The sequence below is a fragment of the Rhizobium sp. YAF28 genome (genome assembly GCF_052113285.1).
GTDB lineage: Bacteria > Pseudomonadota > Alphaproteobacteria > Rhizobiales > Rhizobiaceae > Rhizobium.
Window position 1 is genome coordinate 264,546 of record NZ_JBFRCX010000008.1, and the last position, 19,412, is coordinate 283,957.

Genomic DNA, 19,412 nt, shown 5'->3' on the forward strand with positions numbered 1-19,412 from the left:
CTAACGTCCTCTCGATATGGTGGCCACCACGGCCACCCCGATCCAAGGACTGACCGATGAGCTGAAATTCACCGGTCGTACGCGAGTTAGCCGCCCTCGAGCCGCTAGGCGAGCAAGACGTTTGCGGCTCAGAAATGAGGCCGACGTTACCGTCGACCCAGCCCATCGCGAAGCGGTTACCAATCCAACCGAATTGCAATTTTGCCGACGGGGCCGTGGGATTGCGCATAATACGCTTCCGCCAATTCTCCGATCCCGAACGTCTTGGCGAGGACGGGTTCGATCCGCGATGCCTGTATCGCCTGCATGGCCTTGGCAAAATCTTCTGCAGAGCCCGTATTGTTGCCCTGCACCCTGAGCGCTTTAACGATGATGGGCATCAGGTCGATTTCCAGAGCGGTGCCGGTGACGAAGCCAATTGTAAAGACGACCCCTCCATAGCGCGCCGCCGACAGAGAGCGGGGGAAGGTTGCCGTTCCCACGGTATCGAGGACGAGATCTGCGCCAAGGCCGTTCGTCAACGTGACGACGTCCTGATCCCAATTGGGGGAGGCCGTGTAATTGATTGTTTCGTCGGCGCCGATCTCGCGCGCATACGCGAGCTTTGCATCGGATGAGGACGTCACGATCACCCGGGCGCCTCGAGCCTTGGCAAGTTGAAGAGCAATCGTGGAGGCGCCCCCGGTTCCCAGAAGCACAACGTTTGAGCCCGGAACGATATTGGCGCAGGAAAGAGCGTTCCAGGCGGTTGTTGCCGCGATTGGCAGTGTTGCTCCCTGCTCCCACGAAAGGTGGTCAGCGAGTCTAACGACTGATTGGGCATCTACGGTCGCGATCTCCATCAAGGACCCAGGAAGCGTAACACCGCGGGTGATCCCAGCCTTTTCCACTGATCCTCGGCCAGAGAACCACATCGCTTTGGGATGTAGGGCCACCCGGTCACCGAGGGCGACGCCGGTGGCGCCATCACCGATCGCGATAATTTCGCCGACGCCATCGGCCACAGGCACCAGCGGATAAACAATGCCAGGATATTGCCCGAACGCCACAGCAAGGTCGAGAAAATTGAGGCTCGCCGCGTGCATGCGGACAAGCAATTGCCCATGGCCGGGCGGTGGCGGATCGGGAAGGTCTATTCTTTTCAACTGGTCCAACGACGGGCCGCCGAGTGATATTGCGAACATCGAGTTTGCCTCTTTTGAGTTTCACCAAGCCGAATATGATACTGCAAGAAAAAACTGGAATAGGGATAATCGGCAGGTTATAACTGCAAAATATGCAGCAATCTTTCCATCTTCCTGATATCGAATGTCTGACTGCGTTTGTGGCCGTCGCAGAGGCCGGATCATTTAACGCGGCGGGACAGCGGCTACACCGGGATGCAACCGTTGTATCCCGGCGGGTAAACTCACTCGAGGAGATCCTTGGCGTGAGGCTTCTGGAGCGTTCGACACGTCGGACGGCACTTACGGAGGCCGGGGAGGCCTATCTTCACAGGATTCGCCCGCTGCTACAGGGACTGGTTGCTGCGGGCCAAGAAACCGAGCGATTTTCGGACGGTGAACCGCGCGGGAGGCTCAGGCTGGCTTTGCCTGGCAGCTTTGGCCGAATGTGGTTGATGTCCCTTCTTGTCGAGTTTCGCGAGACGTTTGCGACGGTGTCGCTCGACGTTTCTTTCTCAAACCGCTTCGTGGATCTTATCGGTGAAAACTTCGATCTCGCAATTCGTCTGGGCGTTTTGCCGGACTCGCGGTTGGTGAGCCGTAAGCTTGCTGACCGGAAGCGAGTGATTGTCGCTTCACCGGACTATCTCTCCAAGCGAGGCACGCCAGCCACGCCACAGGATATTCTGGCGCATGATTGCCTGATCTTCACGGGAAAGGCCAACCCCAGCGCCTGGGAATTTACAGCGCCGCGGGGAGGTCAGCTTTCCATCCCGATCACCGGCCACTTCGCGTCGGATGATGCGGAAGCGCTGGTGCACGCGGCGGTCGCAGGACATGGTTTGCTCTATGCGACGGACTGGCTCGTCGGCCGCGAGCTTGCCGACGGTCGTCTTGTCAGCGTCCTGGATCGATTCCCAATTCCCGACGAGGGCGCCATCTACGTCGTTCATCCGTCCACGCAGCACATCCCAAACAAGACACGCGCCTTCGCTGACTGGATCACGCAGCGATTTTCGCAGCCCCTTCCGTGGCAGTTGCGACAGACGTCGTGAGGGCGCCGCCGTCTCAGGTTCGGTGCGGAGCGCCGAAGACGGAGTTGGCCGGCAGGGGGAAAGTGATCCTTGAGGTTCGTCCTCCAGCGCGAGCACGTGAATGGAATGAGCTAACCAAGGGCCATCGCGAAATCTTCCCACTTCAGCTCACCTAAAGGACCAGTCGGCGGAAACGCAGAGGCCGCAATAACAAGGATGTCGGGGAGCACTGCTCTGAAGACGGTTTGCGGTGCCTCGTCGTTCGGCGTGTCGAGTTGCAGGATGTCGACCGAAGGGAAACCCGCGGCCAGTTTGTCAAGGTCTTCGCGGTTCCGCGCCACCGAAAAGGCCCCTGGGCCGATATGACTAAATACAAAGCCGCAAGTTGCTAAATTGTGTCATTTTCGCATCACTTTCCATAAGGTTGTAAAAAACCGGTTGGCAATGGCGAATTGGTTCGGTACAAAATACTAACCGCTCCAGATCGAACATAAGGGAGGCGTTGCATGAGACCAGCAATCATCGAAACCTTCCTATGTGGAATGTCCCGACACTAGGTCATTTCCATTCGCGGCCCGCCTCGAGCGCGCGACACGCGGTTTTATGTCTCTTCATAGCCCGATTGATCTGACGGGATCACTTCGTCTCCCGTACGGGCTGTGCCCTTTAACTCTCTATTTTGAGGACCGGCTACCGAGATACGGGCCGGGCTGGTTAAAATGACTCGCAAGAAGCTCGATTTTCGCGCTGATGCCTATCGCCACGTGCTCGGCTTTGTTTTCCATCATTGGACCCATCGGCCGGCATTGGTCGGCATGATCATGATGCTTGTGATCTCAAGCACGCTGGCCGAAGTCATGGTGCCGGTGTTTTCCGGCCAGATCGTCGATGCCATTGCAGGCAGCAATGGGATTGATGGTGCCCTGCGCGCCTTTGTCATCGTCGTGGCTCTGGGCCTGACCAGCGTGGCACTGCGCTGGTTCATCTTCAATGGCATCATCCGGCTGACGCTGCGCACAATGGCGGATGTGGTCAACAATGGCTTCCACAAGGTGCAACGGTTCTCAACCGACTGGCACGCCAACAGCTTTGCCGGTTCGACGGTGCGCAAGATTACCCGTGGCATGTGGGCGCTCGACTCGCTCAACGACCTGCTCCTGGTAGCCTTGTTGCCGTCCATCGTCATGCTGGTCGGCGCCAGTATCGTGCTAGGAAGCTACTGGCCGATCATGGGCCTGGTCGTGAGCGTGGGGTCGCTCATCTATATTGGAGTGACTGTGACGCTCTCCATGGGTTTTGTGTCGCCGGCGGCAAGGCTTGCCAATGCTTGGGACACTAAGCTTGGTGGTGCGCTGGCGGATGCCATTAGTTGCAACTCAGTGGTCAAAGCCTTCGGCGCCGAGAGCCGCGAAGAGACGCTACTGGCCCACGTGCTCGCCAAATGGGACAGCCGTACGCGGCGAACATGGAAGCGCGGCACATTGAGCGGCACGATCCAGGGCTTCATGATGGTTTCCATGCAGGCCGGTATCTTGGGAACGGGCTTGATTATGTGGCAGCAGGGGCTGGCGACAGCCGGGGACATTACCTTCGTGCTGGCAATGTTCTTCGTCCTGCAGGGCTATCTGCGCGATGTAGGCCAGCACATCCGCAATCTGCAGCGGGCCGTCAACGACATGGAAGAATTGGTGCTGCTCGACAAGATGCCGCTGGGTATCGAGGACAAACCGCGCGCAGCGCCGATCAAGATTGGCAGGGGTGAGATTGTCTTCGACCGAGTCACCTTCCAATACGGCGCTCATCCCAACCCGCTTTATGAGGATTTTTCGGTCACCATCAAGCCGGGCGAGCGCGTGGGACTGGTGGGACATTCGGGCTCGGGCAAAACGACCTTCGTCAAGCTCATCCAGCGTCTCTATGACGTGAAGTCGGGCTCGATCCGCATCGACGGGCAGGATATCGCCCAAGTCAAACAGTCAAGCCTGCGCGGCCAGATCGCCATCGTGCAGCAAGAGCCCATTCTGTTCCATCGCACGTTGGCGGAAAACATCGCCTATGGTCGGCCGAACGCCTCACGGCGCGAAATCGAGCAGGCGGCGAAACAGGCCAATGCGCACGACTTCATCATAGACCTGCCCAAGGGTTATGAGACGTTGGTGGGGGAACGTGGCGTCAAGTTGTCGGGCGGGGAGCGGCAGCGTGTCGCCATTGCCCGGGCGTTCCTGGCTGATGCGCCCCTGCTGATTCTGGACGAGGCGACATCGAGCCTCGACAGCGAGAGCGAAGTGCAGATCCAACAGGCCATGGAACGTCTGATGGACGGCCGCACGACGCTTGTCATCGCGCACCGGCTGTCCACGGTGCGAGCGCTGGACCGACTGCTGGTCTTCGACAAAGGAAAGATTGTTGAAGAGGGCGACCACCAGACGCTGATCCGGTTCAATGCAGGCATCTATCGCCGGCTGTTCGAGCGGCAGGCGCTGGAGCTAACCAAGGGTCTGGTGGCCTGACGGAAAACACGGGTGGTGGCTTAATTGGCGCCGCCAATCCACTGTTGTCTCAGGAAGGTCTCTTGCCGGGTGCCCACCCGGCAAGAGACAAGATCGTACAGAAGCACGTCTGTGCAGATACAAGGGAGATTGCAGGCTCAAGATGCGAGCCAGCGGCCATTCCGTGCATAAGTGCAGATGGTGCTGCACGATGTCGCCGGATGTCCTGCCGACAATTGACCCAACTATTTCTGTGGACCAGATGGGTCCGATGCATTCAAAGTTCTGTCGTTCTACCAATTGGGGGAGGGGACCCGTCAAGGATGAAGCAGATTTACACGACTCTGGGACCAAAGCGTCGCGAAGAACTCGGGATGATTCTCCCGCACGAGCATGTGTTCGTCGATCTTAGAACGCCTGATCAGCCCGGCTATGCCGAGGCGGAGACAGACGCCGTTGTGGCACTGATGGTCCCACAGATTGAGGCGATCAAAAGACAAGGCGTTACGCTGCTCGTCGAGTGCACGACCGGTGGTGTCGGAAGACGTGCTGACATTGATCTTGCTGTGTCGAAGGCAGCCGACTTTCCGATCGTCGTCCCGACCGGCAACTATCGCGAGCCATGGATACCCGCTTGGATAGTCGAGGCTAGTGAGAGTGATCTCGAACAGTGGATGGTAAGTGAGCTCACCGAGGGAATGGAGGACACCGGTGTACTGGCGGGATGGATTAAGCTCAGCGCTGGCGACGATGGAATTACGCCGCTCGAAGCCCGTATCCTGCGCGCAGCGGCAAGAGCATCCGTGCGGACCAATGCGGTGATCGGCTCGCATACAATCCGGGGACGCGTTGTGATGGATCAGTTGGACATTCTTCAGTCAGAGGGCTGCGCACCAGAGCGCTTCATATCCATTCACACTCAAGAGGAAAAAGACTTCGGGCTTCACCGGGCACTGGTGGAGCGCGGTGCGTGGATCGAATACGATCATGTGGGAAGGGCTCCAGACCAAGAACTGGTCGCAATGATAATGCGCGCCCTTGAAACCGGGCTGGGCGAGCACCTGCTCATAAGCCACGATCTCGGCTGGTATGATCCTGCGCAGCCCGGTGGTGGAATCCCGCGACCTTACACGCACCTTGTCGAGAACCTGCTGCCAGCGCTCACAATCGCGGGCGTAAGCCAGGATGCGATCCGCCAACTCACCGAAATCAATCCCTTCGAGGCATTCGCACGCTGAAGAAAGGCGCAGTTCTCGTTTCTGGACGTTGCTGCGATTGTTTTGCCAGGAAGAGCGAAGGCTTCCTGTCTGGCTTTGTACGAGGGGTTGCCGAAGGCGCCCAGACCTATCTCATCTGGCTCCGGGCGGTTAAGGAAGGACTTTAAAATATAGATTTTCTTCTTGCTGCACGGACCAATGTGTCTCCGCTGGCCGGGATCATCAGGTGTTGGGCAATGCCGGGTGAAGGCTGTCCTCTCAATGCCTCGCTTCCGCGCAACCAGCGATCACGGTTGTTACGGGTCGTGGTGAGAAGATGTGACAAGATGTGAGCGAAATTCCTGAATTGTGGCAGGTGTTCGCCAATTTCGATGAACACATACGGATAGTGGCTACACAGAGCCGCTTTTTAGGAAAACCACCATGTCTATGTTTCGCAAAATCGCCGCAACAGGTCTTATCTCCCTGACCCTCGCAGTTGGCTCCATCGCAACGCCCGCACTGGCTCACGGTGGAGGCGGAGGTCACGGAGGCGGAGGCAACGAGGGAGGGGGGCACATGGGAGGGGAGCACATGGGAGGATTCAGTATGGGCCATTTCGACAGGGAAGGAAACCGCGGTGCGTTTTTTGCCCACGACCGCTTCGATGGACGGTTTAGGGATCGCGGGCCGTTCTTCCTGGGCAGCAACGACGACTATGATCGCTGCTATTGGCAATGGGACGCCGAGCGCCCCGGGCGCCCGGTCAGGACCGAGGTATGCTACTAGTGGACGCGAAACGTAAGGTCCTTCTTACCAGCCGATGACAGGCACGAAGCAAAACCAGCAGTCCACCGTGCTTGGCCTTCCAGCTCAAACCTTGCCGCAGCTTTCTTCCTACAATGCTGCGGCAACGGCGATCGGCGGAGTTTAGGACAAGTGTGTCCTGCGCCTCGAAGCGTGCGGCATCCCTTACAGGTTCGCAGTGACACCAATGTGTTCGTTCACGGCTCCCCGGACTCAATCCTTTTCTCTGGCGCGGTGCAACGACGGCCGTGCTTTTCAAGCGATATAAGGTCTAATCGATGTCAATGCGAAATAGCCTCAATCCCGGACATCATGTCGTCGATATCGACGGAATTCAGCAAAGCTTTCATGTCGCGGGCCAGGGGCCGGTCATGGTCGTTCACCCTGGCGGCCCAGGGATCCACTGGCAATATCTTCGCATGGGTTTTTTGGAGCGGCATTTTACCATGCTCTACCTTGAGCCGATCGGCACCGGTGGCTCGGGCCGGTTGGCGGAGCACCCCCATGGCTATACCGTCGAACGCTTCGCCAAACAGCTGGGCAGGTTCCTCGAAACACTCGATCTTTCGAACGTTGTGCTTCTTGGCCATTCCCACGGAGGATTCGTCATCCAGCAATATACGATCGAGCACCCGGATCGCGTATTAGCGATGATCCTGTATTCCTCGTCGGCGGTGACAGGGAGTGACTTCATGGCGGCGGCCGCAGACGGTGTGCGGAGTTTTGCTGATCGCCACCAGTTGGAGGGACGGGCAGTACTGCGAGCGTGGCAGTCGGTTCCGAAAATGTCGAGCGACGAACACTATACCGAGATCATGCGCGACCTGCTTCCCGCTTACTTTGCCGACGATGTTCACGAGAAGCTTGATCTTGGAGTATTCCGCTTGCGGATAAAGGCGACAATTCTGATCGGCAATAATGAGCCGTTTGACGTCCGCTCAAGACTTCAGGACCTTTCCGTACCGGCGCTTGTTCTGGTCGGAGCTCACGATTTCATATGCGGTCCGAAATGGGCAAGAACCCTGGGTGACAGCTGCTCGAATTCGGAGCTGGTGCACTTCTCCCAAAGCGGTCATTTCGCGCACTTGGAACAGCCGGAAGAATTCTTAAACGCCGTCCTCGCATTTTCTGAAGCTCACGGACTGACCCCGCGATGAAGTTGTGCCTGATCTGCTATGTCAGCGCGAGAAGATTCATTCAAAAGTAGCTCTCGGAGATTATAGACATCAGCATCCCGGTTGTTTTTCGGTTTGACGATGGATCTTGCTACAGTTCTTCTTCTTCACAAGTGCTCCTTCATAGTCGGCGCCATCTGCTGTTTCTACGTCAGGTGGCGCTCCAGAGAGCCAGGTCTCGATTTTCTGGCCATCGGCGACGGCCTTCTTGCCGTTGCATCCACGCTTGCCGGGGTCGGAGAACAGGGCATACTGCCATATGAGATTTGGACTCTGGCAAGCTTTTCCATCGGTGTCACAGGTTATGCGTTGATGACGACGGGACTGATCCAGTTGAGCCGTCGCGGGCGAAAGCGTTCGGATTGCCTTCTGGTGGGTTTCTCCCTCATCTTTTCCGTCGTTGTTGGTTGGATGCATTGGTATGCGGATAACCAAACGCGCGCCGCAATATTCAATGCGAACACCGCGGCTTTCCTTGGCATCTCCTGTGTTGTCATCTTACGGGATTTCTTCCTCGACCGCCTGCCGGCGAGATTGGGTCTGCTTGCATCACTCGCTGCTGCCATGGGCTTTTCGACGCTGGTCACTGTCGGAATGATCTTTCCGCAGTATGGGCCGGTCGAACCCCGCTATGCCTTTTTCATGCTCATCATTTGCCATTTCTCCGTCGCGCTTTTCGTGGTTGTCCTGGTCCAGGAACGCGCAGAAACTCAGCTCAGAAGTCTGGCAAATACCGACGCGCTGACGGGAATCCCAAACCGGCAGCACTTCCTGGCATCCCTTCCGAGCGAGCTCAGGGGAGGCGACGCTTTCATCATGATAGACATCGACCACTTCAAGAGTGTCAACGACCGCTACGGCCACGAAACTGGCGATGAGGTTCTTGTCGGTGTCGCCCAAGCCATCGCCACAGCCGCTGGACGCAAGGTCACGCTTGGCCGTCTTGGTGGCGAGGAGTTTGCGCTGTTTCTGCGTGATCAAACCGAAGAAACTGCTGTTGCCAAGGCGGATCAAATCCGCAGGACGGTCAATGCCTCGGCATTCGCATCTGGCGCGGAGACTATAGTGCCGAGTGTGAGCGCGGGCGTTGCCGTTTGGAGAGGCGATTGCAATGCACAGAAGCTGCGGGATCAGGCAGACCAGGCACTCTACCTTGCGAAGCGAGGCGGCCGTGACCGAGTTGAGCTATATGCAGATCCACAAAGCATGGAAGAACGCCCCTCAAGCGCGACGGCAACGACCGCAACCCAGCATTCGAGCGGATCCGAACATCCCCTGGGGGAGCTTGCCGCTTAGCAGCAATTATCAGGTAGCCGGCTCTGTTGGCGTCGCTCCCATATCCCTGCCCAGCCATCTCACCTGCAGTGGCTGTTCGCCTCTTGCAAACTCCTCCTCACGAAAGGAGGGGGAGGCGGTTGTTTTTCGGAGCTGGGCCAAGCTTGGACCGCTCCAACCGGTGTGGCCGGGCCCATTCGCGCCGCGCTTCCCCGGAAAGCACGAGACCATGACCCAAGCGGTCCGGCGCGTAGGCGAAGCCGTCGCGGATCTCGATCGGCGTCTCGACCAGGTGGTCAAAGTTCTGGAAGGAATATTCCAGCCATTCGACCTCCGGCAGTGCGACAGCCATGTGCACACCGATCTCCAGGAAAGTATTGCCGAGGCTGACCGGCACGCCCAGTTCGGCGGCCAGCCAGCCGATCCGCATGACGTCCGTCACCTGGCCGTGAACGTTCAGAATGTCGGTGCCGTGATGGTCGAGCAGGATCCTCTTGCCGGACAGGTCGAGATATTCCCCGCTGTTGATCTGTGTCCAGTTGACGGCGTGACGCAGGGTTTGCAAACCCTCGAAATCGTGGCGCAGAATGGGATCCTCCACCCAAAGGAGATCGTGCCCTGCATCGCGTATTGCCGTCAGCTTGACCAGGGCCTCCTTGGAGCTCCAGGCTTCGTTCGGATCGATCATGATCTGCGATCCCTCCGGCACGACCTTCTTCAAGAGTTCGAGGCGACGAAGGTCGCGGGCAAAATCGGGATGACCAACCTTAATCTTGAAGGCCGTGTAGCCGATGCTTGCAGCATGCGCGAACAGCGCGCTGAAGGCGTCGTCGCTCAGGTGGAAATCAAGGCCGCTCGCATAGGCGCGGACGCGGTTGCGTCGGCTTCCGAGAAGACGGTGCAAGGGCATGCCCGCCTGCTTGGCGCCGAGTTCCCAGAGAGCCACCTGCAGCGCTTCGTGGAACGGCAGGGAGTAGGCGCGCTGGTTGCCGCCGCGCGGCCTGTTCACGCGATGAACCAGTCCGATCGCCTTTTCTCCCTTGATTGTCGGCCAGACCTCGCTCTCAAAAACGGCCTCGATCTCCGCCTGATCCGGCAGAGGATAAAAAAGCGTCTGGATGAATCCGAGCCCCACCTCGCCTGTGTCCGAGATCAGTTCGAGTGCTGCGACGTTGGTCTCGTCGGCGCGAACCTGGCTGTCGCCGATTACGCGGTCGCGGGCAAACTGAAATCGGGTTATACGGAAGTGGGAGAGAGACATCGCAGCGCTCACTGATCGTTTAAAATGTTGATCTGATCGATCAGAAAGGTGATATCGGACCTATGAAGAAACTGCAAGAGCCAGATGTCGCGAAGTCGGCGATCGGGGATGCCGCAGCAATGCGCCTCAGCGACATAGCCTATGAGCGCATCCTGGAAAGCCTGTTCGAAAGGAAGGTGCCTGTGGGTGCCTTCATCTCGCAGAACGAGCTGTCGGCAATTGTTGATGTTCCCGTGGCACCCTTGCGCGACGCGCTGCGGGTGCTGGAAGCGGAGGGCATTCTGACCATCCATCCTCGCTCGGGCATCCAGTTCGTCCGCCCGGGCATGGAACTGACGCGCTCCACCTATCAGTTCCGCTCGATCGTCGAGCGTGCGGCTATTCGGGTGTTTGCCGAGGAGGGCGACGAGCACCTGATGAATGCCCTGGAAGTCAGGCATTCAAGGCTTATTCGCCAGCTTGAGCGCAACGGCATAGGGCCGGAACAGCTTCTGGAGACGGACGCGCTTGAATTGGAGTTGCACGGCGAGATCATCAAGGCCCTGCGCAATCCGCTGATCGACAGTGCCTACAGGCGCATGCACAACTATCTGCGTCTTCTGCGGCTCGAGCGAAAGGTCACGACGCCGATCCTTGTGCGCACGTTGAAGGAGCACCTCGATATCCTCGAAGCATGCAGCACGAGGGACGCGGATGCTGCCGAAAGGGCCCTGATCGCGCACTTCCAGGCTGCCGTACAACGCAATCTCGGTCTTGTCTGAGCGTTTCTGCATTCGCTGTCTTCGAGCGAGCGTGTTGCGGGATTTCCAAAACGATGATATTGCCGTCTGATCGATCAGATTGATGGTCTGATATCTCGGGAGGAGATGGTAGTGCAACTAAGCAAGCGTGAATTCCTGATAGCCTCGGCAGCTCTGAGCCTGGCGGCCAGCCTTCGCAGCGCCAACGCCGCCACCGCCATCAACTACTGGCACCATTTCGCCAGCCAGTCGGAGATGGCCGGACTCGCAAAGATCATCCAGCTTTTCGCGGCAGCAAATTTGGATGTGACGGTGACCCAGGAGGGCATCCCCAACTCCGAATATATGGCGAAGGTTTCGTCGGCGGTCGTTGCCGGAGGGCGCCCCGACACCGGCATGGTGATCGCCGAGCGTTTTGCTGACCTCACGGCGATGGGAGCGTTGATTGACATCAGCGCGCGCGTCAACAATTGGGCCGGCAAGGCGAACCTGCCCGACAACCGCTGGACGGGAATGTCGCAGGATGGTGCTATCTACGCAGTTCCAGCCTACGCCTTTGTCGACTGGATGTACTACAGAAAGGACTATTTCGAGGAAGCTGGGCTTTCCGCTCCTCCCAAGACCTTCGAGGAATTCCTGGTCGCTTGCCGAAAGCTGACAGATCCTTCCAAGAACCGCTATGCATTCGGGATGCGCGGCGGCGCCGGGGCTTTCAAATACGTCATCGACGTGATGGAAGCGTTCGGCTCGCCGCTCGTCAAGGATGGCCAGGCCGCCATCGACAAGCCGGCCGCCGTCGAGGCGATCACCTTCTACGCCGATCTCTTCCGCAAGGAGAAAGTGGTTCCGCCCAGCGCGCCGAACGATAGCTACCGGCAGATCATGGAGGGCTTCAGGACCGGTCAGACGGCGATGGTCTGGCACCATACCGGTTCGCTCATCGAGATCTCTGCAGCACTCAAACAAGGCGAGCAGTTTTCCACCGCACCGATGCCTGCGGGTCCGAAGGCGCATATTGCCCGCGTCGCCTACGCAGGCAACGGGATATTCAAGGAAGACAATGTCGAAGCCGCGTGGAAGTGGATCAGCTTCTGGGGCGAGACCGATGCGGCCATCGCGCTTCTTGAGGCAACGGGATATTTCCCGGCCTCCACGGCAGCGTTGAAGGACGAGCGCATCACGGGCAACCCGATCTACAACGCGGCAACGCAGACACTGGAGTTCGGGCGCCTGCCCAACAGTTTCGTCGGCGCCGCCGGTTGGTCGGAGAATGTCGTCAATCCGACCTTCCAGGCAGTCCTCACCGGTCAGTTGACGCCGGAGCAGGCCGTGGACCGTATCATCGAAGGCCTCGAAGCCGCCCTTCGCTAACCTCGTTCAGGCGCGATGTCCCACAAGGGGCGCGCGCCTTAATCAAGGACGGCGCATCGCCGACATCCAATGACATCAGCCTCATACCGCCAACCGCTTCGCCGCCTTGGCGAACTCTCGGAAACACGCTCCTGGGTCTATCTTCTCCTGTTGCCGAGCCTCCTTCTGCTACTCCTCGTCGTCGCTTATCCGACGATCTATGGCTTCGTCATCAGTGCGCGGGAAATGCGCCTCACCCGGCCCGGCCTCAACGGCTGGGTGGGGATGAAGCACTATGTGGCGATGATGTCCGATCGCGTGTTCTGGATCTCGTTGAAGAACACTGCGATATGGGTGATGGCGGCGATCGCCGTCGAGATGACGCTCGGCTTCATCGCTGCCGTTGCGCTGAACCGAAATCTGCCGGGGACGAAGATCTTCGGCGTTTTGATCCTGCTGCCCTATTTCCTTCCGAATGTCGTGGCCGGACACATGTGGGCCCTGCTTCTCGACCCGCGACTTGGTGTCATCAATGACATCCTCGTCCGGATAGGCGTGCTCAATACCTACAAGGCATGGTTTGCCGACCCGAGTACCGCGCTTGCGGCCACGATCCTTGTCGAAGCCTGGCACGGTTTTCCGTTCTTTGCTCTGCTGTTTCTCGCTGGTCTTAAGGGGATTCCCGAGGACCTTTACAAGGCTGCTGCGGTAGACGGTGCCGGATCCTTTACGAAATTCCGGTTGATCACGGTGCCGATGCTGAAAACGGTGATTGCCGCTGCAGTCATCCTGCGTGTCATCAGCCTTGTCAATTCTCCCGATCTTCTATTGGTCCTGACCGGCGGCGGCCCCGGAAACGCGACGCAAGTGCTGTCACTCTATGCTTTTCAGACCGCTCATCGGGATTTCAATTTTGGCTATGCCGGCGCTCTGTCGGTCGTGATGTTCCTGATCCTGATGATCTTTGCGACGATCTACATCCGCCTGTCACGCATAACGAAAGAATGATCCATGTTTCGAACCAAACACAGCAGGCGTTTGGCAGCCGATGTTCTCACCTACATCGTCCTGTGTGCGCTCGGGACCTTCTGCCTTGGTCCGATCCTCTGGATGTTCCTGACCTCACTGAAGGCAGAGACGGACATCGTCACCTCGCAGATGCAGTATATTCCCCAGCACGTGACATTTCAGAACTATGTGGCGATCTGGACGCAGTCCAACTTTCCGGTATTGATCACCAATAGTCTGATCGTAACGATCGTCACCGTCGCCATCTGCGTCGTTGCCGGCACGCTGGCCGCTTATGCGTTTGCACGGATGACATTCCGCGGTCGCAACAGCCTGATGCTGGGCTACCTGCTGATCCGCATGTTCCCCGCCGTGATGATGATCATCCCGCTCTATGTGATGATGAAGACCGTGGGGCTGGTGGACAGCCGTTTCGGCCTAGCGCTTGCCTATACCAGCTTCCTGCTGCCGCTCTTCGTGTGGATGCTCAAGGGCTTCCTGGACGCCGCACCAAAGGAGCTGGAAAGCGCTGCGCGCATCGACGGGTCGACGCGTCTCGGCGCCATGGTCCGCATTGTCTTGCCGCTAGCGCGGAATGGTCTCCTCGCCAGTTCCGTCTTCATCGCCATCGCCGCCTGGAACGAGTTCATTTTCGCCCTCATGCTGACCACCGGGCAGGGGTCACGCACGTGGCCCGTCGGGCTCCAGCTGATGGTCGGTGAATTCCAGCTTCCCTGGGGCGTTCTGGCCGCCGGAGGCATCCTCAGCATCCTGCCCGTCATGCTTCTTTTTGCAATCGTCCAACGGGCGATGGTCCAGGGGCTTACTGCCGGTGCGATCAAGGGTTGAAGGGACAATATCGAATGGCTACGCTCTCACTCAAAAACATCCGAAAGTCCTACGGCGCGCTTGAAGTTCTTCACGGGATAGATGTCGAGCTGGAGGACGGCGGTTTCCTTGTTCTGCTTGGACCATCCGGCTGCGGCAAGTCGACCTTGCTCAACATTATCGCTGGGCTCGACGATTCCTCCAGCGGCGATATCGCCATCGGAGGTCGCTCGGTATCGGCTCTGCCGCCGAAAGACCGCAATATCGCGATGGTCTTCCAGTCCTACGCGCTCTACCCGACGATGTCGGTCGAACGTAACATCGGTTTTGGTCTGGAGATGCGCGGTGTGCCTGCGGATCAGCGGCGCGAAGCCGTGGCGCAAGCGGCCGACATGCTGCAGGTCACGCATCTCCTCGATCGCAAACCGGCAAACCTGTCCGGCGGGCAGCGCCAGCGCGTTGCAATGGGCCGCGCAATCGTCCGGAATCCGGACCTGTTTCTGTTCGACGAGCCGCTTTCCAATCTTGATGCCAAGCTCAGGGTCGAGATGCGCACCGAGATCAAGAGGCTCCACGAGCGTCTCGGGACCAGTATCGTCTACGTGACGCACGACCAGATCGAAGCCATGACACTCGCCACCAAAGTGGCGGTCATGAAAGGCGGCCACCTTCAGCAGCTGGCCGATCCGCGAACCGTCTACGAGCGCCCCGCCAACATGTTCGTCGCCGGCTTCATCGGCTCACCGGCCATGAATTTCCTCCACGGGCGCGTGGTCGGAAGCGAGGGTGGCTGGCAGTTCAGGGCGGAAGGCGTAGCGCTGGAACTTGGATCCGGCAACGGTGGATTGACCGAGCGAGACCTGATTCTCGGTGTTCGTCCGGAGGAGTTCAAGGTTGTGCAGGGATATGGCGCCTTCAATGGCGTCATCGATGTGGTCGAGCCGACGGGACCAGATACGATCCTGACGACGGTCATCGGTCGCCAAACCGTTATCGCCCGGGTGGAGCCACGTTTTGCCGGGAAAAGGGGAGAGCCAATTGCCTTTGCTGTGGACCCATCGAGTGTCAGTCTCTTCGATGCAGAGACGCAGCTGAGGCTATAGTGCAGACGTAGATTGGCCTCCTGTCGCGTCGCAGCGTGGAGGCGAATGTCATCATTGACGGACAGTTTTGGATTATCACGCCTTCTTCGCGAGACGTTGCCCGTTGAAAGTTTCAGAAAAGAACGAGCGACAGCAAAGACAAAATCAGTGCCGGAAACATGACGACAGTTCCGAGCTTCAGAAACTGCCACGCGCTGACGTGTAGTCCCTCGCGGCGAAGGACAGACAACCACAATATTGTCGCCAAGGATCCGGTGACGGAAAGATTGGGGCCGAGATCGACTGCGATCAGCACCGCTCCGGCGATCTTGTCTGAGACATGCGCCGCCTGCACCGCGCTTCCCGCAACCAGGCCTGCTGGAAGATTGTTAACAAGGTTGCAGATAATCGCAACAAGCACGCCTGCAATGCCGGCCGCCTGTGTTTCCGATGTTGCAGCGAGCAGGGCCAGTTGGTCTGAGAGCATGGTCGTCAGGCCGGTGCGATCCAGGGCTTCCACGACGACGAACAAGCCAGCGACCAGAGGCAGGACGCTCCAACTGACGCCCTTGAAGGTCTCGATTGGACTTTGCCGGGTCAGCGCCAGGACGAGCACCGAGGTAATCGTGCCGGCGAGAAAGGTCGGCATACCCAAATCAATATGCATCGCCGATGCGGCGATAAGAATGATGGCCGTCAGGACAATTCCCCACCCGGCCAGCCGAGCGCTCGCCGAAAGGATCGGCCTGGCCACATTTTCGGCAACGCTGTCCGAAGCAAGAGCCCGGCGCTGGGTCCAGTAAAGGCAGCCAAATGTAACCACGATCGAAACGATCGACGGAAGCATGAAAGTCGACATCCAGCGCGCCAGGGGCGGCATCTCGCCGCCAGCAAAGATTACCAGATTGGCGGGATTGGAGATGGGGAGGACAAAGCTCGCCGCATTGGCGATGAAGGCGCAAGTCAGGAGGTAGGGCATTGGGTCCCGAACCCGGGCAGCCCGGCAGGCAGCGAAGACGGCTGGGGTGAGAACAACGGCCGTCGCATCATTTGAGAGAAAGACCGTCACGATAACGCCAACCACATAGACAAGTAGGAACAGGCGTCTGGGGGAGCCGCTGGAGTGCGCTGTGGCGATCGCTGCAATCCAGTCGAACAGGCCTTCCCGACGAGCGAGTTCCGATAAAAGCATCATCCCGATCAGAAAGAGATATACGTCGCCGCCTTTCGAGATCCCCGCGATGACATCGTGTGGTCCAATCAGGCGAAAGGCAAAGAGCAACAAGGCGCCAAATATGGCCCATACCGCTTCCGGCCATCGGAATGGACGAACGACCACACCCATGGCGGTCAAGCCGGCAATGCTCCAGGTGATGGCGTGTTCTGTCATTCAGTCGCTGTTTTCGGTTGGCAGGCCGGCTTTTATCAGCCGACACGGCAGGCGCAAGAGAATTATCTCGGGGACGTTTGCCCGGGCCAATCGGAAGCACCAAGCGAGAAGGCCGATTTTCAGTTGCGCCAGGCCGCTGGCCGCAGACTGGTGTTAGCTCCCGCAGGATCGGCACAATACAAGGCTTTTGGTGTGGTTGGATCGGTCAAAACGCTAGGCGTCAAAGGCGCTCTTGACCGAAACCACCTGATCCTGATCAAGATTAGTCCTTGGACATCACCGGGCGTATGCAATTGTTTTGCCGAGGATTCGGCCGATAGCCGTTTCCGGCAGACCAAGATCGCGAACGCTACTCATATGGTTGGAGCCTTCGAGCCTTTCGTTGGTCACCGACAGTCCTTGCTGTCGCAAGCGCAATGCGAAGGCGTCAGCCTGCTGATGAAACGGCGGCGTTTCTTCAGCACCGATCGCGATAGTGGCATGACAGCCCCCGTCATAGGTGTGCAGCATCGGCGAAAAGTCGGCAACCTCTCTATCGGTGATGGCTATCTCTGAACGCAGAAACGATGACTGCAGGGGCTTCAGGTCGTAAAGGCCGCCAAGCAGGAGAGCCGCCGACACGCCCGAGAAAGCCTCCTGTCGATGAAACAGGAAGCTCGCAAGATGCGCACCGGCGGAATGACCGCTGACCGTAAAGCGCGATCCATCGCCGCCGTGGCTCGCGATATGTTTGAGCACCCATTGCTTGGCCCGCCGAACCTGGTCGACGAGCACCTCCATCCGGACATGCGGCATCAGGGCGTAATCAACAATGACGGCGATTGCCCCTTTGCCGGTAATGGTGTCGGCGACATAGGAGTAGTCGCGCTTGGAAAACATCCGCCAGTAGCCGCCGTGGATGAACATGTGCACCGGCAGCCCGTCACGCGTACCTTCCGGGTAGAAGATGTCCAGGGTTTCGCTTGCATCGTCTCCATAGGAGATTTCCTTCATGCGGAGCCTTGCGCGGGTTGAAGCACTCCTTGCCTTGATCTCCGACACGATGGCGTCGAATTCCGGCACGTGTCCCCGTATGCGGAACGGATCGGTCTCCAAAGATTTCCCCCTGGCGTGTCAGAAGCTCGTTGCGATATATTTGGCTTCCATGAATTCGGCGATGCCGTGATGCTGCCCGCCCTCACGGCCGAGACCACTCTGCTTGACGCCGCCAAAGGGCGCCGCCGGATCGGAAACCAGACCCCGGTTGAGCGCGATCATACCCGCTTCCAAAGCGGAGGAAACACGCAGCCCCCGCGCGATGTCGCGCGTGAAGACGTAAGCGGCAAGGCCGTATTCGGTGTCGTTGGCACGTCCTATCACCTCGTCCTCGGTCTCGAACCTGTAAAGAGGCGCAACCGGTCCGAAGATTTCCTCATGCGCCATCTCGACGCCATCAGGCATGTCGACAAGAACTGTCGGCGGGTAAAAATAACCCGGCCCAGCAGAGACCTCGCCACCACACATGGCCCGCGCGCCCTTTTCCTTTGCGTCGCCGACCAGGCGATCAATCTTCTCCACAGCCTTTGGCGTGATCATCGGCCCGCATTCTGTCAGGGCGTCGACGCCCGGACCAACGGTGAGAGCTGCCATTCTTTTGGTCAACCCTTCAGCGAAGGCCGCGTAGATTCCTGACTGGACGTAGAGGCGGTTTGCGGCGGTGCAGGCCTCGCCGGCATTGCGCATCTTGGCGACCATCGCGCCGTCGAGCGCTGCCTCCAGATCGGCGTCATCAAAAACGATGAACGGAGCGTTGCCGCCGAGCTCCATGGAACATGAGACGACATGCTTGGCCGCTTCTGCGAGAAGCAGGCGACCGACACCTGTCGAGCCCGTAAACGAAAGTTTTCTAACGCGTGGATCCGTCAAAATGGCGGCACTGAATGGAGCAGGGGCGCTTGTCGTCAGAACGTTGACGACGCCTGGTGGTACGCCGGCCTCTTCATAGATCGAGGCCAGCGCGTAGGCCGTCAGTGGCGTCTCGCTTGCTGGCTTCAGGATTACGGTACAGCCAGCGGCGAGGGCCGGGGCGATCTTTCGCGTGGCCATCGCAGCCGGGAAGTTCCAAGGGGTGATCAGCAGGCAGATGCCGATCGGCTGGTAGTCGACAATGATCCGGTTGGCACCCGACGGAGCGACGCCGAATTCTCCCGTTATGCGGACGGCCTCTTCGGCGTTCCAGCGAAAGAACTCGGCGGCATAGGCGACCTCGCCGCGGGCGTCGCGCAGCGCCTTGCCGTTCTCGAGTGAGATCAAGGCAGCAAGCATTTCGGAACGCTCGATCATCAGCTCGAAACAGCGTCGCAAAATCTCCGAGCGCTTGCGCGGTGGTGTCGATCGCCAGGCCGGCGCAGCCTGGGCCGCGGCCTCGACGCTTGCCCGTGCATCCTCGACGGTCGCGTCCGCCACTGCCGCAAGAAGCGCCCCGGTCGAGGGGTCGATCACATCGATCTTGCGCCCGCTTTTCGGCTGCCGCCAGCTCCCATCAATATAGAGGCCGCGGGCCGCAGCCTCGATGTCTGGCAGGTGGCTGTCGGCCTGTGGCACTTGCTGGGCAATGGTCATTTTGTTCCTCGAA

General features: G+C 58.8%; 16 protein-coding genes. 10 read left to right on the plus strand and 6 right to left on the minus strand.

Translation table 11 applies throughout. The features are described 5' to 3' along the window. Positions 1 to 176 precede the first annotated feature (176 nt). A complete protein-coding gene (locus tag AB4Z13_RS20075; protein ID WP_442206606.1) occupies positions 177 to 1,184 on the minus strand; it encodes a zinc-dependent alcohol dehydrogenase family protein in 1,008 nt (335 codons plus the stop codon). 92 nt (positions 1,185 to 1,276) lie between these two features. Between AB4Z13_RS20075 and AB4Z13_RS20080 the strand changes: the two genes are divergently transcribed. Next, positions 1,277 to 2,218: a LysR family transcriptional regulator gene (locus AB4Z13_RS20080; RefSeq protein WP_113325189.1), complete on the plus strand. Its 942-nt coding sequence runs from the start codon at positions 1,277 to 1,279 to the stop codon at positions 2,216 to 2,218. A 110-nt stretch (positions 2,219 to 2,328) separates the two neighbouring features. Here the strand turns inward: AB4Z13_RS20080 and AB4Z13_RS20085 are convergent, their stop codons facing one another. Beyond that, the gene (locus AB4Z13_RS20085) at positions 2,329 to 2,538 is read right to left on the minus strand and encodes a hypothetical protein (RefSeq protein WP_442206607.1); all 210 of its coding nucleotides are present in this window, start codon (positions 2,536 to 2,538) and stop codon (positions 2,329 to 2,331) included. Positions 2,539 to 2,916: 378 nt separating this feature from the next. Between AB4Z13_RS20085 and AB4Z13_RS20090 the strand changes: the two genes are divergently transcribed. The 4 genes from AB4Z13_RS20090 (at position 2,917) to AB4Z13_RS20105 (ending at position 9,160) form a co-directional block, all read left to right on the plus strand. Next, on the plus strand, positions 2,917 to 4,707 hold the full coding sequence (locus AB4Z13_RS20090; RefSeq protein WP_442206608.1) for an ABC transporter ATP-binding protein: 1,791 nt from the start codon (positions 2,917 to 2,919) through the stop codon (positions 4,705 to 4,707). A gap of 302 nt (positions 4,708 to 5,009) precedes the next feature. After that, positions 5,010 to 5,924 (plus strand): esterase, encoded by a 915-nt coding sequence (locus AB4Z13_RS20095; RefSeq protein ID WP_113325192.1) that lies wholly within the window; start codon positions 5,010 to 5,012, stop codon positions 5,922 to 5,924. A 1,043-nt stretch (positions 5,925 to 6,967) separates the two neighbouring features. Next, positions 6,968 to 7,846 carry an alpha/beta fold hydrolase gene (locus tag AB4Z13_RS20100; RefSeq protein WP_442206609.1) on the plus strand — a complete coding sequence of 293 codons (879 nt, stop codon included), beginning with the start codon at positions 6,968 to 6,970 and terminating at the stop codon, positions 7,844 to 7,846. Between the two features lie 99 nt (positions 7,847 to 7,945). Beyond that, positions 7,946 to 9,160, plus strand: coding sequence for a GGDEF domain-containing protein (locus AB4Z13_RS20105; RefSeq protein WP_442206655.1), 1,215 nt, complete (start codon positions 7,946 to 7,948; stop codon positions 9,158 to 9,160). Positions 9,161 to 9,257: 97 nt separating this feature from the next. Here the strand turns inward: AB4Z13_RS20105 and AB4Z13_RS20110 are convergent, their stop codons facing one another. Beyond that, the gene (locus AB4Z13_RS20110) at positions 9,258 to 10,400 is read right to left on the minus strand and encodes a mandelate racemase/muconate lactonizing enzyme family protein (RefSeq protein WP_442206610.1); all 1,143 of its coding nucleotides are present in this window, start codon (positions 10,398 to 10,400) and stop codon (positions 9,258 to 9,260) included. Between the two features lie 62 nt (positions 10,401 to 10,462). Between AB4Z13_RS20110 and AB4Z13_RS20115 the strand changes: the two genes are divergently transcribed. The 5 genes from AB4Z13_RS20115 (at position 10,463) to AB4Z13_RS20135 (ending at position 15,429) form a co-directional block, all read left to right on the plus strand. Next, the gene (locus tag AB4Z13_RS20115; protein WP_113324374.1) at positions 10,463 to 11,161 is read left to right on the plus strand and encodes a GntR family transcriptional regulator; all 699 of its coding nucleotides are present in this window, start codon (positions 10,463 to 10,465) and stop codon (positions 11,159 to 11,161) included. A 105-nt stretch (positions 11,162 to 11,266) separates the two neighbouring features. After that, positions 11,267 to 12,511, plus strand: coding sequence for an ABC transporter substrate-binding protein (locus AB4Z13_RS20120; protein ID WP_442206611.1), 1,245 nt, complete (start codon positions 11,267 to 11,269; stop codon positions 12,509 to 12,511). Between the two features lie 69 nt (positions 12,512 to 12,580). Beyond that, complete coding sequence (locus tag AB4Z13_RS20125) at positions 12,581 to 13,498, plus strand: carbohydrate ABC transporter permease (RefSeq protein ID WP_442206612.1); 918 nt, start codon at positions 12,581 to 12,583, stop codon at positions 13,496 to 13,498. A gap of 3 nt (positions 13,499 to 13,501) precedes the next feature. Next, positions 13,502 to 14,347 carry a carbohydrate ABC transporter permease gene (locus AB4Z13_RS20130; protein WP_113324376.1) on the plus strand — a complete coding sequence of 282 codons (846 nt, stop codon included), beginning with the start codon at positions 13,502 to 13,504 and terminating at the stop codon, positions 14,345 to 14,347. A gap of 14 nt (positions 14,348 to 14,361) precedes the next feature. Then, positions 14,362 to 15,429 carry an ABC transporter ATP-binding protein gene (locus AB4Z13_RS20135; protein WP_442206613.1) on the plus strand — a complete coding sequence of 356 codons (1,068 nt, stop codon included), beginning with the start codon at positions 14,362 to 14,364 and terminating at the stop codon, positions 15,427 to 15,429. A 112-nt stretch (positions 15,430 to 15,541) separates the two neighbouring features. Here AB4Z13_RS20135 and AB4Z13_RS20140 read toward each other — a convergent pair whose 3' ends face one another. From AB4Z13_RS20140 to AB4Z13_RS20150, 3 genes are all read right to left on the minus strand, one after another. Then, positions 15,542 to 16,798, minus strand: a complete 1,257-nt coding sequence (locus AB4Z13_RS20140; RefSeq protein ID WP_442206614.1) for an arsenic transporter — start codon at positions 16,796 to 16,798, stop codon at positions 15,542 to 15,544. Positions 16,799 to 17,074: 276 nt separating this feature from the next. Next, positions 17,075 to 17,893: an alpha/beta hydrolase gene (locus tag AB4Z13_RS20145; protein WP_442206615.1), complete on the minus strand. Its 819-nt coding sequence runs from the start codon at positions 17,891 to 17,893 to the stop codon at positions 17,075 to 17,077. Positions 17,894 to 17,911: 18 nt separating this feature from the next. Next, the gene (locus tag AB4Z13_RS20150) at positions 17,912 to 19,399 is read right to left on the minus strand and encodes an NAD-dependent succinate-semialdehyde dehydrogenase (protein WP_442206616.1); all 1,488 of its coding nucleotides are present in this window, start codon (positions 19,397 to 19,399) and stop codon (positions 17,912 to 17,914) included. Positions 19,400 to 19,412 lie beyond the last annotated feature (13 nt).

What these genes read in the sequence shown, in the direction of transcription:
- AB4Z13_RS20140 (WP_442206614.1), bottom strand. Translation starts at nt 16,798, where the DNA reads ATGACAGAACACGCCATCACCTGGAGCATTGCCGGCTTGACCGCCATG.
- AB4Z13_RS20105 (WP_442206655.1), top strand. Translation starts at nt 7,946, where the DNA reads ATGGATCTTGCTACAGTTCTTCTTCTTCACAAGTGCTCCTTCATAGTC.
- AB4Z13_RS20110 (WP_442206610.1), bottom strand. Translation starts at nt 10,400, where the DNA reads ATGTCTCTCTCCCACTTCCGTATAACCCGATTTCAGTTTGCCCGCGAC.
- AB4Z13_RS20080 (WP_113325189.1), top strand. Translation starts at nt 1,277, where the DNA reads ATGCAGCAATCTTTCCATCTTCCTGATATCGAATGTCTGACTGCGTTT.
- AB4Z13_RS20075 (WP_442206606.1), bottom strand. Translation starts at nt 1,184, where the DNA reads ATGTTCGCAATATCACTCGGCGGCCCGTCGTTGGACCAGTTGAAAAGA.
- AB4Z13_RS20095 (WP_113325192.1), top strand. Translation starts at nt 5,010, where the DNA reads ATGAAGCAGATTTACACGACTCTGGGACCAAAGCGTCGCGAAGAACTC.
- AB4Z13_RS20130 (WP_113324376.1), top strand. Translation starts at nt 13,502, where the DNA reads ATGTTTCGAACCAAACACAGCAGGCGTTTGGCAGCCGATGTTCTCACC.
- AB4Z13_RS20100 (WP_442206609.1), top strand. Translation starts at nt 6,968, where the DNA reads ATGTCAATGCGAAATAGCCTCAATCCCGGACATCATGTCGTCGATATC.
- AB4Z13_RS20125 (WP_442206612.1), top strand. Translation starts at nt 12,581, where the DNA reads ATGACATCAGCCTCATACCGCCAACCGCTTCGCCGCCTTGGCGAACTC.
- AB4Z13_RS20120 (WP_442206611.1), top strand. Translation starts at nt 11,267, where the DNA reads ATGGTAGTGCAACTAAGCAAGCGTGAATTCCTGATAGCCTCGGCAGCT.
- AB4Z13_RS20150 (WP_442206616.1), bottom strand. Translation starts at nt 19,399, where the DNA reads ATGACCATTGCCCAGCAAGTGCCACAGGCCGACAGCCACCTGCCAGAC.
- AB4Z13_RS20135 (WP_442206613.1), top strand. Translation starts at nt 14,362, where the DNA reads ATGGCTACGCTCTCACTCAAAAACATCCGAAAGTCCTACGGCGCGCTT.
- AB4Z13_RS20115 (WP_113324374.1), top strand. Translation starts at nt 10,463, where the DNA reads ATGAAGAAACTGCAAGAGCCAGATGTCGCGAAGTCGGCGATCGGGGAT.
- AB4Z13_RS20090 (WP_442206608.1), top strand. Translation starts at nt 2,917, where the DNA reads ATGACTCGCAAGAAGCTCGATTTTCGCGCTGATGCCTATCGCCACGTG.